15 protein-coding genes are annotated in these 14713 nt (G+C 62.7%); 6 read left to right on the top strand and 9 right to left on the bottom strand.

Annotated features, from left to right (window positions below):
* Positions 1-3: 3 nt before the first annotated feature.
* The gene (locus tag AC1D75_RS21760; RefSeq protein ID WP_495517395.1) at positions 4-1176 is read right to left on the bottom strand and encodes an NAD(P)/FAD-dependent oxidoreductase; all 1173 of its coding nucleotides are present in this window, start codon (positions 1174-1176) and stop codon (positions 4-6) included.
* 316 nt (positions 1177-1492) lie between these two features.
* On the opposite strand from AC1D75_RS21760, the gene AC1D75_RS21755 reads away from it, so the two are divergent.
* Positions 1493-1675, top strand: a complete 183-nt coding sequence (locus AC1D75_RS21755; RefSeq protein WP_495517394.1) for a hypothetical protein — start codon at positions 1493-1495, stop codon at positions 1673-1675.
* A 572-nt stretch (positions 1676-2247) separates the two neighbouring features.
* Here AC1D75_RS21755 and AC1D75_RS21750 read toward each other — a convergent pair.
* Positions 2248-2499, bottom strand: a complete 252-nt coding sequence (locus AC1D75_RS21750) for a hypothetical protein (RefSeq protein WP_495517393.1) — start codon at positions 2497-2499, stop codon at positions 2248-2250.
* A gap of 367 nt (positions 2500-2866) precedes the next feature.
* Here AC1D75_RS21750 and AC1D75_RS21745 point away from each other — a divergent pair, with 367 nt between their 5' ends.
* Positions 2867-3109, top strand: a complete 243-nt coding sequence (locus AC1D75_RS21745) for a DUF6480 family protein (RefSeq protein ID WP_495517392.1) — start codon at positions 2867-2869, stop codon at positions 3107-3109.
* 140 nt (positions 3110-3249) lie between these two features.
* Positions 3250-4833 (top strand): phytoene desaturase family protein, encoded by a 1584-nt coding sequence (locus AC1D75_RS21740; RefSeq protein ID WP_495517391.1) that lies wholly within the window; start codon positions 3250-3252, stop codon positions 4831-4833.
* A gap of 26 nt (positions 4834-4859) precedes the next feature.
* On the opposite strand, the gene AC1D75_RS21735 is transcribed toward AC1D75_RS21740, so the two are convergent.
* The gene (locus tag AC1D75_RS21735) at positions 4860-5543 is read right to left on the bottom strand and encodes a GAF and ANTAR domain-containing protein (RefSeq protein WP_495517390.1); all 684 of its coding nucleotides are present in this window, start codon (positions 5541-5543) and stop codon (positions 4860-4862) included.
* A 158-nt stretch (positions 5544-5701) separates the two neighbouring features.
* Here AC1D75_RS21735 and AC1D75_RS21730 point away from each other — a divergent pair, with 158 nt between their 5' ends.
* From AC1D75_RS21730 to AC1D75_RS21720, 3 genes are all read left to right on the top strand, one after another.
* Positions 5702-6235, top strand: coding sequence for a hemerythrin domain-containing protein (locus AC1D75_RS21730; protein WP_495517389.1), 534 nt, complete (start codon positions 5702-5704; stop codon positions 6233-6235).
* A 250-nt stretch (positions 6236-6485) separates the two neighbouring features.
* Entirely contained in the window at positions 6486-7010 is a 525-nt protein-coding gene (locus tag AC1D75_RS21725) for an STAS domain-containing protein (protein ID WP_495517388.1), read from the top strand.
* 287 nt (positions 7011-7297) lie between these two features.
* Positions 7298-8221 carry a manganese catalase gene (locus AC1D75_RS21720; protein ID WP_495517387.1) on the top strand — a complete coding sequence of 308 codons (924 nt, stop codon included), beginning with the start codon at positions 7298-7300 and terminating at the stop codon, positions 8219-8221.
* A gap of 30 nt (positions 8222-8251) precedes the next feature.
* Here the strand turns inward: AC1D75_RS21720 and AC1D75_RS21715 are convergent, their stop codons facing one another.
* From AC1D75_RS21715 to AC1D75_RS21690, 6 genes are read right to left on the bottom strand one after another with little or no spacing between them, the layout of a single operon-like run.
* A complete protein-coding gene (locus AC1D75_RS21715) occupies positions 8252-8929 on the bottom strand; it encodes a TetR/AcrR family transcriptional regulator (RefSeq protein ID WP_495517386.1) in 678 nt (225 codons plus the stop codon).
* A 52-nt stretch (positions 8930-8981) separates the two neighbouring features.
* Positions 8982-10127 carry an acyl-CoA dehydrogenase family protein gene (locus AC1D75_RS21710; protein WP_495517385.1) on the bottom strand — a complete coding sequence of 382 codons (1146 nt, stop codon included), beginning with the start codon at positions 10125-10127 and terminating at the stop codon, positions 8982-8984.
* 22 nt (positions 10128-10149) lie between these two features.
* Positions 10150-11367, bottom strand: a complete 1218-nt coding sequence (locus AC1D75_RS21705) for an acyl-CoA dehydrogenase family protein (protein WP_495517384.1) — start codon at positions 11365-11367, stop codon at positions 10150-10152.
* The gene (locus AC1D75_RS21700; RefSeq protein ID WP_495517383.1) at positions 11364-13052 is read right to left on the bottom strand and encodes a class I adenylate-forming enzyme family protein; all 1689 of its coding nucleotides are present in this window, start codon (positions 13050-13052) and stop codon (positions 11364-11366) included. The genes AC1D75_RS21705 and AC1D75_RS21700 overlap by 4 nt, the downstream gene beginning before the upstream one ends.
* Before the next feature lie 4 nt (positions 13053-13056).
* A complete protein-coding gene (locus tag AC1D75_RS21695; RefSeq protein ID WP_495517382.1) occupies positions 13057-13809 on the bottom strand; it encodes an SDR family NAD(P)-dependent oxidoreductase in 753 nt (250 codons plus the stop codon).
* Between the two features lie 10 nt (positions 13810-13819).
* On the bottom strand, positions 13820-14641 hold the full coding sequence (locus AC1D75_RS21690; RefSeq protein WP_495517381.1) for an enoyl-CoA hydratase-related protein: 822 nt from the start codon (positions 14639-14641) through the stop codon (positions 13820-13822).
* Positions 14642-14713: the final 72 nt, after the last annotated feature.

The raw sequence follows: 14713 nt of genomic DNA, 5'->3' as shown, positions 1-14713 counted from the left end.
ACGTCATCTCGCCGTCGTCGCACGGCCCCCGTGTCGCCACGGAATCGCGCCTGGGAAATTCTTCATCACCCCGAATGCCTTCCAGGGACTGCTACTCACCGTCTCCTTGTACATGGTGGCCGATCTACCTGTGAGTACATAGCGATTCGGCGAATCGTCGGGCCGGGTGAACTGGACAACGGCATCGGACCTGCCGAGGCTGAGTGGTTGATGCATGTACGCGAACCGAAATGGTTTGGGCTCTTTACCTTTGAGCTCGCGGACAATCGAGGCTGCGGCGTGTGTTCCCGACGGCATCCCGCTCTGACAGGTGCCGTGGATGATGCCGTAGTTCTGGCGGATGGCCGCCACGTCGCCCACCGCGTACACGTTCGGGTGGGACAGCGATCGTAACGTCGTGTCGGTCACGACCCGGCCGGCGTCGTCGACGGAAAATCCTGCCGTGGCCACCACGTCCGGAGCTTTGACGCCCGCGGTCCACAACACCGCATCGGCAGCCACCTGCTCACCGCCGACGAGATCGACGCCGTCAGGCAACACTTTGGCGATATCGACGCCATCGCGCACGGTCACGCCGAGGCGAGCCAGGGAATCCGCCACGTATTCCTGGCCCCTCGGCCCCATCTGAGATGCCGGCGGCCGGCGGCTCAGCAATGTCACATCGAGGTGGGGGTGCTGTTCGGCCAGTTCGGCCGCGGCCTCGACACCGGTCAAACCGCCACCTGCAACCACCACTGCACCACCGTCCACGATGCGCTCGATTCGGTCGGCAAGCCCTGCGGCACTTTGGACATCGTCCAAGGTGTACGCATGTTGCGCCACGCCCGGAACCGCCGAGGCTGCGACACTACCGAGCGCGCAGACCAAGATGTCGTAGCGAATACGGGACCTGTCGCCGAGCCGTACCGACTGGCCTTCCGGATCGATCTCGTCGACCCACCCACACCGGAAGTCGATACCGGTTCCGTCCAGCATCTCTTCGATGTCATAGAACTCGAGCTCCTCACCGGCTGCCACCTGATGCATGCGCAACCGCTCGGTGAACCTCGTGCGAGGGTTCACCAAGGTGACATGGGTCGGACCGGATGCCCAGGAACGTCCTCGGGCGCGCCGAGCGACTCCGATGGCCGTGGTCATTCCTGCGTAGCCGGCACCGAGTATCACTATCTCTGTCATGACTGGCGTCCTTTCTCTCGTCGGTATCCATAAGACGCAGCTCAAGGTCCAAGACGTGACATCGACGACGTTTGCATCGGGCTGTGCGATCAGCTGATGACTGCCGGGGAGAGATCGTTGCCCGCCCCCGTGGCAACCCCGGGACACTGACCGGGCCCTGGTTCATCTCCCTCATCAGAGCGATGTTTGAAGAACGCCGTTACCGGATATACCCCTATACGGTCCGGTTGAAGTCGCAGCCCGCCAACCAACGCTCGCGGCGTTATCGCCTCGAGTACCGACGCGCTGGGATCCCCGGCGCCGAAGAAGGGCATTCATGAGCTGGAGTTGCGACACCTGTGGGCGGAATCTGAAGATGCCGTACATCACCGACCACCTCGCCGAGGTTCACGCCGGGTACACCAGCGGATGGGCAATCACCGCGGACATGGCCATGTGCCCTGCCTGTGCCACAGCATTGATGGCGCCGAAGCTGGATGACAGCAGCGTGGTGGGCTGACCCCCCAACGGGCGGTTCCCCCGGGCCCTCGGGCCTGGGGAATGCCACTTTGCCGGCCATCGGCACCATCGAATGCCATCGGCTGGGCCGGGCCGAACTAGTCACTCGTCGTCTGACGACCGGTACGCACTTCGATAGCGAGCGCGGCGAAGTCGAGCCATCCGACTTTGTAACACCGAATTCCGGCCCTTTTTTCTGCTCGATGAGAACAAAGCAAATACGGCGCCAGCGAATAGGATCGCGGCAACCGCGGCGATAATCGCTCCGATCGCCGACCCATTGGCCCAGAAGACCAGGGCCACACAAATAGACGCGACGGTGGCCAGGACGCAGAGAAAACCAGCCCAGCCCGCGGCATGCATCTTTCCGACTTCACGCTGAATAGGTGTATTTCTGGGCATCAATCGCTCCTCTGGTACATCACCCTGGCGCGAGTTCTCTTGAACAACTCATCTGCCGCGAAAAGTACCCACAACCGAATGGGGTAAACGCCGCGAGCGGCAGAAGTCAGGGGTTGCAGCGCCCCGCCATCAACAGCATCGCGGGATCTACTGCCTACAGTCGGGGCGTACTCACACCATCACCATGGCCAGTCCGACGACACATATGGCCATGACAGCGCACAACACCGCGGTCAGCGCGGCACTGACCACCAATCCGACCACCAAGACCACGCCACCGAGCGCGAGTGCGAACGCCGCCACCAGTGCGAGCGTTGACCCGCGCTTCTCACCGAGATCGTCCCAGATCTCCTGGTCCGAAATCCTCACGTCCGGAACCGCAGCTCCAGCGTTGTCATTGTCAAAGATTCTGCGAGAGAACATTTCCACTCCTCTGCCCGCAGCACCCGTACTCGCTCGTCGTTGCGCAGATAAAAGATCTGCCGTCGATGAACAAAGTAAATACTGGGTATGCGAGGTAACCGAGTTTCGAACAACCGGAAAGAATGATCACGACATTTCGAAAGCCCGGATGACGACCAATGTCGATTGTGCGGCTGGGTGGTGAACCGTCCAACAAGGATAATCCGCAGTATCTCGTAAAAGCAACACGTCCCCGATCAGCGTGGGGGTTCCGATGCGCCCGTTCTGGGTACCCCGTTGCAGAGAAGCGGATGGCGCGATTTTTTGCGTACAACGACGGGAGCACCGATCATGACCACGAAGACCAGCGCCTCACCAAAGTATTCACATGAGTGACACGCATGACCGCGGGACGGATCCAGAGAACCTGCCGGGGATGGAGGGCGCCCATGGGGTCGAGCCCGGCGCCACACCACCGGAGGCCGCGCAGACGTCCGGGCTCTCTGCTTCCGAACCCCGCACCTCGCGGCATTTCCCGCCGACTGGAGTGGCCACGATCATCGTTGTGGTCCTGATAGCGATCCTCTTTCTTGCCGCTGCGATCGGGATCATCGTTCAGATGGTCTCCTGACCCAGGAGTCAGCGATCGAATCCGGCTCTGCCAACCGCCGCGGCGGACTCCGCCTGCCGCAGGTTTCAGGCGGTCGGTGTCCGGCTACCCAGAGACATGCAGAACACCAACTCCTTGCTGCTGCGGTCCCGAGGCATCTGATGGTCTCTGACGCAGTTGTCATCGGTGGTGGCCATAACGGCCTGGTCGCCGCTGCCACGCTCGCCGACGCCGGATGGGATGTCACCGTGCTCGAGGCCCAGCCCGAACCGGGAGGGGCGGTACGGAGCGCGGAACTGACGTCTGGCTACGAGAGCGACCTGTTCAGCGCGTTTCACCCACTGGCAGCAGTGTCACCGGCGTTTCGCGAACTCGATCTCGAGTCGCACGGTCTCCGGTGGAGTCACGCACCGGATCCGTACGGGCATCCCAGTCACCCCGACGACGACAACGCGGTGATCATCCACCGGGACCCCGCCGAGAACGCTGCGCAGTTCGCCCGGTACGACGAACGGGACGGGCGCACATGGCTGGCGCTGACCGAGCAGTGGCAATTGTTGAAACCGGCACTACTCGAGACGTTGTTCGGCCCGTTTCCGCCCCTGCGCGGCCCCCTGTCGATCCTCCGCAGGCTGGGTATCGGTGATTCGACCCGGCTCGCGCGGTTTCTGCTGCTGCCGGCAAATCGGATGGTCACCGAGTTGTTTCACACTGAACGTGCGCGTTTGCCGATGCTCGGCAACGCGATGCACGCCGACGTGCCGCTCGACGCGCCGGGCAGCGGAGTCATGGGCTACCTGCTGACCATGCTTGCCCAGGACACCGGCTTTCCGGTCCCGGTCGGCGGGGCGGGTGCGCTGACGGAGGCGCTGGTGCGGCGGTGCGAATCGGTGGGAGTGCAGATAGTGTGCAATTCTCCGGTCACCGGCATCGAGACCAACTCCGGCCGAGCTCGCGCAGTGCGGACAGCCGACGGGACGTCATGGAAGGCCACACGGGCCATCATCGCGAACACGTCCGCGCCGAACCTCTACAAGAATCTTCTGCCCAAGGGCGATGTCCCCGTACGGGTCCTCGACGACCTGGAGAACTTCGAATGGGATGCACCGGTCGTCAAGGTGAATTACGCGGTGCGCGAGCCCATTCCGTGGAACTCGAAGAACCTGGGCCGGGCCGGAACCGTCCACGTCGGAGCAGACAGGCACGGTTTGATGCGTTGGATGACCGACATCAACACCGGGGTGGTCCCCGCACATCCGTTCTTGCTCGTCGGGCAGATGACAACCGCCGACCCGACACGATCACCAGCCGGGACCGAAAGTGCCTGGGCCTATTCGCATCTGCCGAGAGGCATTGACGATGATTCCGCCGCACTGCAACTCGCTGCGCGGATGGACGCGGTGATGGAGGCTCACGCTCCGGGATTCGGGGACCTGCTCGTCGGCCGACACGTACAGACCCCGGCCGACTTGACGGCCGCCGACGCCAACCTTCACGCCGGCGCCGTCAACGGCGGCACGTCCCAGCTGCATCAACAGTTGATCTTCCGGCCGACGCCAGGACTGGGACGGGCGGAGACGCCTGTGGAGCGCTTGTATCTCGGAAGCGCCTCGGCCCATCCCGGCGGTGGAGTGCACGGTGCGTGCGGACGTAACGCGGGGCGAGCCGCACTCTCTGCCGACGGCGTCAAAGGGCTCCCGCGTCGCTTTCTGACGCGCAAGACCATCGATCTGTTCACCAGATAGAAGAAGGAGAGGCTCGCTCGAGGCGACTATCCGGTCTCCACCAGTTTCCGCGCCACCTCTGCAAGCGGCACATTGCTGTCCTGAGACAGCTTGCGTAACAGTTCGAAGGCCTGCACCGCATCGACGGAAAACCGCTCCATGATCATGCCCTTGGCCTGCCCGATGATGTCGCGACTCGCCAGTGCACTGTTGAACTGTATTTCCTGGCGCGCCCGGAACAGGGCCAGGGCGGCGTGGGTGGCGTAGACGAAACCCAGCTCTTCGGACTCCCTGGTGAACGCGTTCACCTCCTCGGAGAACAGGTTCAGCGCTCCCATCGCACCTTCATGGGTGAACAACTGAAATGACAGGCTCGATCTGACGGCAGTTTCGCTGATCGCCCGTGCGGCGAACGCGGGAAAGCGCTGCTCGTCGCAGAAATTGTTCATCCACACCGTCGGCTGCTCCCACGCGGCTTCAAGGCATGGACCCTCTCCGACCTGCTTCTGAATCTGATCGAGCTGCTCCACCACCGGATCCGTGACACCGAGCGATTCGAACTCATTCTTCTTCTTGACCAACAGGACGCCTGCGAATTGAGCCCCCGGCACGTGTGTGACCGCGCCTGATGAGATCGAACCGATCAGTGTATCGATGTTGTCCTGCGCCGACGACAGTTTGTGCATGTCTCGCACCAGTTCGGCAATGGTCGTGTGCACTTCGGCGTCCATCCAACCCACCGTTCTATCCAACGCTCACGGCGGCTTCTTCCACCGACTCGCCGGTCAGTATACGCACGAGACGGGTGGCCAACGGGCCGATGCTGTGCAGGACGCGCATCTTCTGAAGGGAATTGGGTACAGCGTGGTGGAACCCGGAAGGAGCCACCATGCGTCAATCCATTGTTGATCAAACCGAACAACAACTTGCGGGTGTGCACAGCGTACTGGTCAGACAGAAGCGTGATCACATCGAAGTCGACCGTCTTCTGCTATCGCTCGATACCGCACATGGACACCAACGGGAAGAATTGCTGAATTCGTTGTGCCGCCTGGTTTTCCCTCATGCGTTCGCCGAGGAAGCGATCTTGTGGCCATACATCCGCCGCCGCGTTCCCGACGGCGAAGACCTCACCCTCGAAATCGAACAAGAGCACCAGCAGATCAACGAACTCTTCACCGAGCTCGAGACGCTTGACGTCGATTGCGTGCCTCACCACACCGTGTTCGACGAGATCACCCGACTACTGCGTGAAGACGTCCGGGATGAAGAAGACCACCTGCCGCCACTGTTGCAGGACAATTCGTCCGACCGCACACTGGTTCGTCTCGGCTACGCCTGGGAGGCCGTGCGCGGTATCGCACCGACGCGTCCCCACCCCGTGGTCGCCCGCGGTGACGATCCCTCGACCCATCGAAGCTGACGGGGCGAAACCGACCGGGGCCGGCCTGGCATTCGGCCCGGATCGGCGCTCGATGTCGACACTGTCCCCGCAAGTACCCTGAAACGACGCGCAGGCTCTGGCCGTTCCCGCCGATGCCCCTTACGTCGAATTGCTCTACACCCCATCCCCTTTCGGACCAGCAACAGAGCGCAGCGCGCGGCGGGACGGCCGATGGGGTTGCAAAGCCGGTCGATGACTGCGACTATTGGTCCAGGTTAAATGACTAGCCATGCTCTGCGTCGGCAGTCCCCTCATGCCAACGTTTCCCAATTGTGTTCAGGGAGCGATTGTGAAGTCAGAATCCAAATTTGCCGAATACTCCAGCGTGGCTGCGTCCGCGTGTGGCCAATTCTCCATTTCCACGATCCCTTGCCACGACCTTTTTGTTCTGAGTGTGCGGGGCGACCTCGACTTGATGACGGGCGCTCAGCTGAGCGAGACCATCGACGAAGCCCTCGCCTCGGGCGCGAAAAGCCTGGTCATCGACATGACGATGACCGACTTCCTCGGCGCCGCCGGCCTCACCGCCCTCGACTACGGACGCCGACGAACCGAGACTGCGGGCGGCCGATTTGCCGTGGTGGCTGCCGGCCGCGCGACAGCCCGCCCTATCACGGCGCTGGGACTGGGCGAGTCGCTGAATATGCACCGCAGCATCGATGAGGCGATGGCTGCTTGCGGCCGAGGTGGCCCGGCGAGCCGCCGCCTCGTAACCGACGCAATCGGCGTGCAGGGCCTGACCAGACCTGCATGAACCGGCTACGCCATCCCGAAGACACCGGGGTGGCACGGTGCATTCAGCTGTTCCGATTGCCAGATGTACGGCAGATTACGGTTCGAACTCGGTGCCGGTGATCTGGGATGACAAGACTCTCCGCACGCAGACACCCATGGTGTCGCCGCATCACCAGTTGTTGAAACAAATTGCGATGCAACCTTTTCCACCGCGTTTGTCTCGCTTGTTTCGCCAGTTGTCACCTTGCGGCGCCCTGCCACGGAAGGTCGAACACCTGCGATGTCTATAAACGACTGGATTCCAATATGTTTCGTCACACCGACTACCTGCAATTCGATGTCAAGCCGGAGACTCCCGACCCCGTCTACGCCCGAAAGCTACAGGAGCTACTCGGCGGCGCGTTCGGTGAAATGACCGTCACCATGCAGTATCTGTTCCAAGGATGGAACTGCAGGATGCCCGGCAAGTACAAAGACATGATCATGGACATCGCGACCGAAGAGATCGGTCACGTCGAGATGATCGCAACGATGGTGGCCCGACTTCTGGAGGGCGCACCGGCAACCGAGTCGAGCAAGGCCGCCGGTGGAGATCCGGTGACCGCGGCTGTGCTCGGTGGAATGGATCCGCAGCAGGCCATTGTTGCCGGCGGAGGTGCCCTCCTCGCCGACAGCAACGGGGTCCCGTGGAACGGCCGCTACATCATCGCCAGCGGCAATCTCCTTGCAGACTTTCGTGCGAACGTCACCGCGGAGGCCCAGGGCCGTTTGCAGACAGCTCGCCTGTACCACATGACCGACGACCCCGGCGTGAAGAACATGTTGAAGTTCAACCTTGCCCGAGACACCCACCATCAAAACCTCTGGCTCGCCGGGATCGAAGAACTCAAGGCCGACGGTCTCGAGGAGACCATCGCACCGAACGCGTTGCTGGACGAGGAGTACTCCGAACACGCCGAGAACCTCTGGCATCTCTCCGACGGTGTGCACTCGGCCGAAGGTGGCTGGGCGAACCGGGTGGCCCCGGACGGTAGGCGCAGCATGGGGATTCTCACGGATCCGCAGCCACTGGGCGGCAAAGGCCAAGCGCCGGCACCGGATCCCAAGCTCTACGCCACCTACGACGGCTCACTTGGGACGCCGAAATCGGCGGCACTCGGTACCGAAAAGGGTCTCATGGGCAAGGTGAAAGATGCCCTTGATCCCGACTCGTCACAAGACAAGGCCTAAAAGCGGAGCACCCGTGTGCACTCTGGCACGTCAGTCGCGATCAGAGGCGGCGAGTTTCTCCAGATAGGCGTCGAGCACCGCAGGGACGATCAGCGCGGACAGCTCATGGTGCAGCTGAGCCCGGATGTAGCTGTCCACCGTGAACTTCGGAGCGAAATGCCAGTGCTTGAGAGCCCAGCCATGCGCCAGCATCATCAGATCGAAGACCACCAGGTCGACATCGACGGGCTTCATCAACCCGAGTTCGATGCCGGCCTCGATGGCACCGCGCATCGGTGCGGAGGTCTCGACCTCTAGGTCCTTGATCTGCTCGCGACCGGCAGCATCCAGGGTTCGACTCTCGCGATACGTGAGGATCACCGCATCGCGATTCTCGTCGACGATGGTTGTGTAGCGAGCGAATCCGGCTACCAGCCGGTCGACCGGGTCGTCACCGGCACTGTCCATCGCGGGCTTGAGCTGGTCGCGGAACGTCTCCAGGATGTCGACGATCGTGGCCAGCAGGATGTCTTCTTTGTTGCCGAAGTACTTGTAGATCAGGCCGACGCTCACCTCGGCCTCATCGGCCAGTGCCTGCATGGACATCTGGTGAAAGCCGGTGCGCTGCATGACGGTCACCGCCGCATCGAGCACCTGACGCCGCCGGGAGGAGACCCGTACCGCACGGACTGCCTCGTCGACGGTCAACTGCGCGTCTGACTTGGCCATGCGGTCCTCCTCTTCCACTCGATGAACATTGATTCATCACCGTAGCGGATCGTCACATCTGCAGATCTTTGGCGATGATCGTCTTCATGATCTCGGTGGTGCCGCCGTAGATGGTCTGAATCCGGGCATCGACAAAAGCCCGTGCCACCGGGTACTCCCGCATGTAGCCGTAACCGCCGTGCAGCTGCAGGCAGCGGTCCGCGGTACGCACCTGCAATTCGGTGGTCCACCACTTGAGTTTCGCCGCGCGGGTGGCGCTCAGCTCCCCCTTCGCGTGCGCGGCGATGCAATCGTCGAGATAGGTTCGGGCGATGTCGATCTCGGTCGACAGTTCGGCCATGACGAACTGGGTGTTCTGGAACCCGGAGACCGGCCGGCCGAACGCGGACCGCTCGCGCACGTACTCGAGAGTTCGGGCGAACACACCCTCCGCCGCCGCGACCGCACCCACCGCGAGTGACAGCCGCTCCTGCGGAAGGTTGTGCACCAGTTGGTAGAAACCCTGCCCCTCTTCACCGAGCAGGCTCGCCGCCGGCACACGCATATCCGTGAAGGCGAGTTCGGAAGTGTCCTGGGCGTGTAACCCGATCTTGTCGAGATTACGGCCACGCGTGAATCCCGGGGTCTCGGCGTCGACGACGAGCAACGACAACCCCTTGTGACGATCCGGAGATGTGCGTACGGCGACGACGAACAGGTTTCCGTTCTGCCCGTTCGAGATGAATGTCTTCGCGCCGTTCACAACGTAGTGGTCGCCGTCGCGTACAGCCGAGGTGCTGATACCGGTCAGATCACTGCCGGTACCCGGCTCGGTCATGGCGATGCCCAGCACGGTGTCGCCGGTGACGACCCCGGGCAGCCACTCCGCCTTCTGCTCGGGGGTGGTCATGTCGGTGAGGTACGGCAGCACCACATCGTTCTGCAGGGAGAACGCGATCGCTTCGGAGGCGGCCCCGGTGCGGGCCGTCTCATCGATGACTATCGCGTTGTACCGGAAGTCGTCGACGCCGGGACCGCCATACTCTTCGGCGACCGTGAACCCCAGTAACCCTTGCTTACCCGCATCCGTGAACAGGGAGCGGTCCAGCATCTTGTCGTCCTCCCACTTCTCGTGGGCGGGGACGATGCGCTCGGCCACGAATCCGGCGACGGCAGCACGGAAGTCCAGGTGTTCGACGTCGTGTGTCAGTGCGCTCATGTCGGTACTCCTTCGCCGCGTGTCAACGGAATGCGTTCTGACCGGTGAGGGCCTGTCCGAGGACCAGCTGGTGCATCTCGGGGGTGCCCTCATAGGTGAGCACCGATTCGAGGTTCACCATGTGCCTGATGACCGGATATTCGAGGGATATGCCATTGCCGCCCAGTATCGTTCGTGCCGTGCGGCAGATCTTGATGGCCTCGCGGGTGTTGTTGAGTTTGCCGAAGCTGACCTGATCGGGACGCAGGCCGACGCTGTCCTTGAGACGGCCCAGGTGCAGGGCCAGGAGCTGGCCTTTGTGCAGTTCGACGGCCATGTCGGCGAGCTTGCCCTGGGTCATCTGGAATCCGGCGATCGGCCTGCCGAACTGCGTGCGCTGTGTCGAATAGTCCAGTGCGGCCTCAAAAGCTGATCGTGCTGCGCCGATCGACCCCCAGATGATGCCGTAGCGGGCCTCGGTGAGGCTGCTGAGCGGGGCCTTGACGCCTCGACCGCCACGCAGATCTGTGCTGGGCATCAATGCCGATTCGGGTAGACGGACGTTGTCGAGAACGATCTCCCCGGTGGCCGAGGCGCGCAGTGACAGTTTGTGTTTGATCTCGGGGGTACTCACACCCGGAGTATCGGTCGGCACGATGAAACCACGTATTCCGCTCTCCCCCTGCCCATCGTCGGTCTGGGCCCACACCACCGCCACGTCGGCGATCGGCGAGTTGGTGATCCACATCTTGCTGCCGTCCAGGATCCAGTCAGAACCGTCCTTACGTGCCCGGGTCTTCATCGCAGACGGATCCGATCCGGCATCCGGTTCGGTCAGTCCGAAGCAGCCGATGATGTTGCCTTCGGCCATCTGCGGCAACCACTGCTGCTTCTGCTCTTCGCTTCCGTTGTTCCAGATCGAGAACATCGCCAGGGATCCCTGCACCGACACCATCGATCGGATACCGGAGTCACAGGCTTCCAGTTCAAGACTCGCCAACCCGTAGTGGACGGAGGTCGATCCGCCACAGCCATAACCCTCGAGATGCATTCCGAGGACACCGAGTGATCCGAACTCTTTGAAGAGTTCACGCGCATGTGGAATGCCGCCTTGCTCAAACCATTCGGCGATGTTCGGCGCGACGTGCTCGTTCAGGAAGCCTCGGACGCTGTCACGGACGGCAAGTTCGTCGTCGGAGTACGACAGATCCAGGCCCAGGAGGTCGGTGCGGTCGAAGGTCGGTGCTTTTTTGGTACTCAAGATCCGGCTCCTTGTGTTTCGGGCGTCGGGCGGTGAAAGTGGCCGTCGGCCATGTCGGTACGCGCGGTCTCAGCCGCTTTGTAGTGAAGCTTCTTGCCGGTTGCCGACAGTGGCAGGGTGTCGACGAGTCGGTAAGCGCGAGGACGTTTGAAGGTCGACAACATGGGGTGGTCGCGACAGTACCGGTCGAGTTCGTCTGCGCCGAGTGCCGGATCGGATGTGACCACGTAGGCAACCACGACCTGGCCCCAACGGTCATCCGGTACCCCGACCACAAGACAATCCGTGACGCCGGGGTGGCCGTTCAGCGCCTCTTCGATCTGCACGGGGTGGACGTTCTCGCCACCGGAGATCAGCATGTCGTCTTTGCGCCCGACGATGGTGACGAACTCATTTTTGTCCCAGGTCGCCAGGTCACCGATGTGCAGCCAACTGCCCGAATACTTCGCCGCTTCCTGCTCGGGCGATTTGTAGTAGGCCATCGCACTTTTCGGCGACCGCACGATGATTTCCCCGACCTCGGAGCCGTCGCGTGCGACGGTCTGATCCGGACCGGCGAGTGAGCCGTCATCGAGGATCTTCACCACGGCGACGTCGTCGTCGATACAGGCCCGACCGGCCGTCCCCGCCATCGCCGGCAGGTCGGTCGGACGCAGAAAGGTGTTCCAGAAACCTTCGGTGCTGCCGTAGCCGTTGAAGATCCGGGGTGTGAGCACCCGCTGGTAGAGCAGTGCCGCGTCTCGTTCCAGCGGTGCGCCCATCGTGACGATGCCACGCAGGGACGACAGGTCTCGAGGTCGGTCCTGCTGTGCCTTCGCGAGCATCCCGAGGTTGGTGGGTGCCCCGATGAGGAAGGTCAACCCGAACTCCTCGACGCGATCGAGAGTGAGATCGGCATCGAATGTGCGTTGCGGCACCAGCGATGAACCGAGGTAGAACGTCGGATTCGGTCCTGCACAATATAATCCGCCGCGATGGAACCAGGGTGTCATGTTGAGCGTGCGATCTTCCGGTGCCAGCGGGAAATGCATGATGACGTCGTGTGCGCTGAAGATCTCGATGGCACTGTTGAGCGGCACGGCTTTTGGCATGCCGGTGGTACCGGACGTGTAGAGACGGGAGGTCTCATCGAAGACGCCGCGGGTGACGGTCGGCGGGGCGGCGGGTCCGGTGGTGAGGTCGTCGAACCTGATCGAGGTGTGCCCGGCGACCGGCTCCCCCGGACCGACTGCCACCAGCAGTTCCGGTACGTGCGCGGCCCGCTGGAGGGCGTCGGCCACCATGGGCGACAGGTCCGCGTCGTAGATGAAGACACGGGGCCTGCTGATGTCGATGATGGTGGCGGTTTCACCGGCCGCGAGACGATAGTTCAGCGGCGACCCGACCGCCCCGGCCGCCTGGGTTGCGAGATAGAGCTGCGCGAACTCCGGGCCGTTGAACAGTTGGTAGGCAACAACATCCCCGGGGTGCACCCCGGCCGCGGCCAACGCGGTGGCGATGCGGTCCACCCGGTCGCCCAACTCGGCGTAGGTCCACTGCACCCCGGTGACCGGGTCGATCATCGCGACGCGGTCGGCGTAGCGATGGACGTTGCGTCGAAAACCGTTGAGATAGGTGAACTCGGTTTCGAAATACGCCCGATAGGCGTGGGCGTCGTACTCTGCGGGTGTGCCGGCGTCGCTCATGATGCTATCCCGCCATGGTCAGGCCGCCGCTGACACTGATCACCTGTCCGGTGATGAATGACGCGGCGGACGAGGAGAAGAACAGGACTGGCGCGGCGACCTCATCGGGCCTGGCCAACCGCCGGAACGGAATCGCCCGGACCAGAGCATCTTTGAGCTTCTCTGCTTGTGCCTGGAACAGCGGGGTGTCGGTCGGTCCCGGGCACACACAGTTGACGGTGATGCGATGCCGGGCCATCTCCCTGGCCAGGGATTTGCTCAGTGCGATGACCCCGCCTTTGGCTCCGGCATAAATGGCTTCACCAGAGCTGCCGACACGACCGGCATCGGACGCCAGGTTGATGACCCGGCCGCCCGGCTGATCGGGATTGTCCGTGGCCACCTGAACCATCCCTGGCAGGAAGGCACTGCACATGTGCACGGGTCCGAGATAGTTGATCGCGACCACCTTCTCAGCGAATTCCGTTGACGCGTTGAGGAATTGATCCGTACGATCCCAGCCTGCCGCGTTCACCAGGATCGTGGGAATCCCCAGCTCGGCGTTGACCTGATCGCGGAGGGCATCCACCTGTGACCGATCTGCGATGTCCACGCCCATCGGGGTGATCAGATCGCTGTGCTCGGCGGTCCGCTTGGCGGCTTCTTGGTCCAGATCGGCGGCGACGACGGCGATACCCTGGTCGGCCATCGCGAGCGTGATGGCCTTGCCGATTCCCGACCCTGCGCCGGTGACCACAGCGATTGTCTTGGTACTCATGGTTGTCCTCTCAGCTTCCGACATACTTGCCGAAGTCGGGGGTCCGTTTCTCGGCGAAGGCGTGGGCGCCTTCGAGCCCCTCGGGTGAATGGGTGAACAAATCCAGGGCAGACATCGCGAGGTTGCTCAGACCGGCTTGGTGATCGGTGTCGGCGTTGAAGCTCTGCTTGAGGAATCGCAGCGCGGTCGGGCTCTTCTCACCGATCTCGGCGGCGATGGCCTTCGCCTCGTCGAGCAGCTTGTCGGCGGGGACGACGAAGTTCACCAGACCCCAGCGTTCGGCCGTCGTGGCGTCGTACTGCCGGCACAGATACCACATCTCCCGTGCGCGTTTCTCGCCGACGACCCGGGCCAGGAATGCCGAGCCGAAACCCGCATCGAAGGATCCGACCCGGGGTCCGGCCTGCCCGAACTTCGCGGTCTCGGAGGCGATCGACAGATCGCAGAGCACGTGGAGCACGTGGCCGCCGCCGATCGCCACACCGTTGACGGCCGCAATCACGGGTTTGGGGACGTCCCGGATCAGCTTGTGAAGGTTGCCGATTTCGAACATGCCGCTCTCGGTGGGGCCGTAGTCCCCGGTTTCCGCACGTTGCTTGACGTCACCGCCGGTGCAGAAGGCCTTCTCCCCGGTCCCGGTCAGGATGATCGCCGCGATCCCGTTGTCAGCCCATGCCTTGCGGAACGCGCTGATCAACTCCTCGACGGTCTTGCCGCGGAAGGCGTTGTAGCGGCTCGGACGGTTGATCGTGATGACTGCGGTGCGGCCGTCGACCTCATAAATGATGTCCTCGTACTTCGGAGAATCACCATTGAGTGATTGAGTGTTCATAGTGAATGAATGTACATTCACCGCATGTGTGTGTCAACGGTCACAGAGCCTTCGGTCGTTCATGTGCGGGGT

It is taken from the genome of Williamsia sp. Y712, from assembly GCF_059445525.1.
This window is presented reverse-complemented; position numbering and strand designations above follow the sequence as displayed.

Coding starts and splice junctions, on each gene's coding strand:
- AC1D75_RS21760 (WP_495517395.1), bottom strand. CDS start 1,176: ATGACAGAGATAGTGATACTCGGTGCCGGCTACGCAGGAATGACCACG.
- AC1D75_RS21755 (WP_495517394.1), top strand. CDS start 1,493: ATGAGCTGGAGTTGCGACACCTGTGGGCGGAATCTGAAGATGCCGTAC.
- AC1D75_RS21750 (WP_495517393.1), bottom strand. CDS start 2,499: ATGTTCTCTCGCAGAATCTTTGACAATGACAACGCTGGAGCTGCGGTT.
- AC1D75_RS21745 (WP_495517392.1), top strand. CDS start 2,867: ATGAGTGACACGCATGACCGCGGGACGGATCCAGAGAACCTGCCGGGG.
- AC1D75_RS21740 (WP_495517391.1), top strand. CDS start 3,250: ATGGTCTCTGACGCAGTTGTCATCGGTGGTGGCCATAACGGCCTGGTC.
- AC1D75_RS21735 (WP_495517390.1), bottom strand. CDS start 5,543: ATGGACGCCGAAGTGCACACGACCATTGCCGAACTGGTGCGAGACATG.
- AC1D75_RS21730 (WP_495517389.1), top strand. CDS start 5,702: ATGCGTCAATCCATTGTTGATCAAACCGAACAACAACTTGCGGGTGTG.
- AC1D75_RS21725 (WP_495517388.1), top strand. CDS start 6,486: ATGCTCTGCGTCGGCAGTCCCCTCATGCCAACGTTTCCCAATTGTGTT.
- AC1D75_RS21720 (WP_495517387.1), top strand. CDS start 7,298: ATGTTTCGTCACACCGACTACCTGCAATTCGATGTCAAGCCGGAGACT.
- AC1D75_RS21715 (WP_495517386.1), bottom strand. CDS start 8,929: ATGGCCAAGTCAGACGCGCAGTTGACCGTCGACGAGGCAGTCCGTGCG.
- AC1D75_RS21710 (WP_495517385.1), bottom strand. CDS start 10,127: ATGAGCGCACTGACACACGACGTCGAACACCTGGACTTCCGTGCTGCC.
- AC1D75_RS21700 (WP_495517383.1), bottom strand. CDS start 13,052: ATGAGCGACGCCGGCACACCCGCAGAGTACGACGCCCACGCCTATCGG.
- AC1D75_RS21695 (WP_495517382.1), bottom strand. CDS start 13,809: ATGAGTACCAAGACAATCGCTGTGGTCACCGGCGCAGGGTCGGGAATC.
- AC1D75_RS21690 (WP_495517381.1), bottom strand. CDS start 14,641: ATGAACACTCAATCACTCAATGGTGATTCTCCGAAGTACGAGGACATC.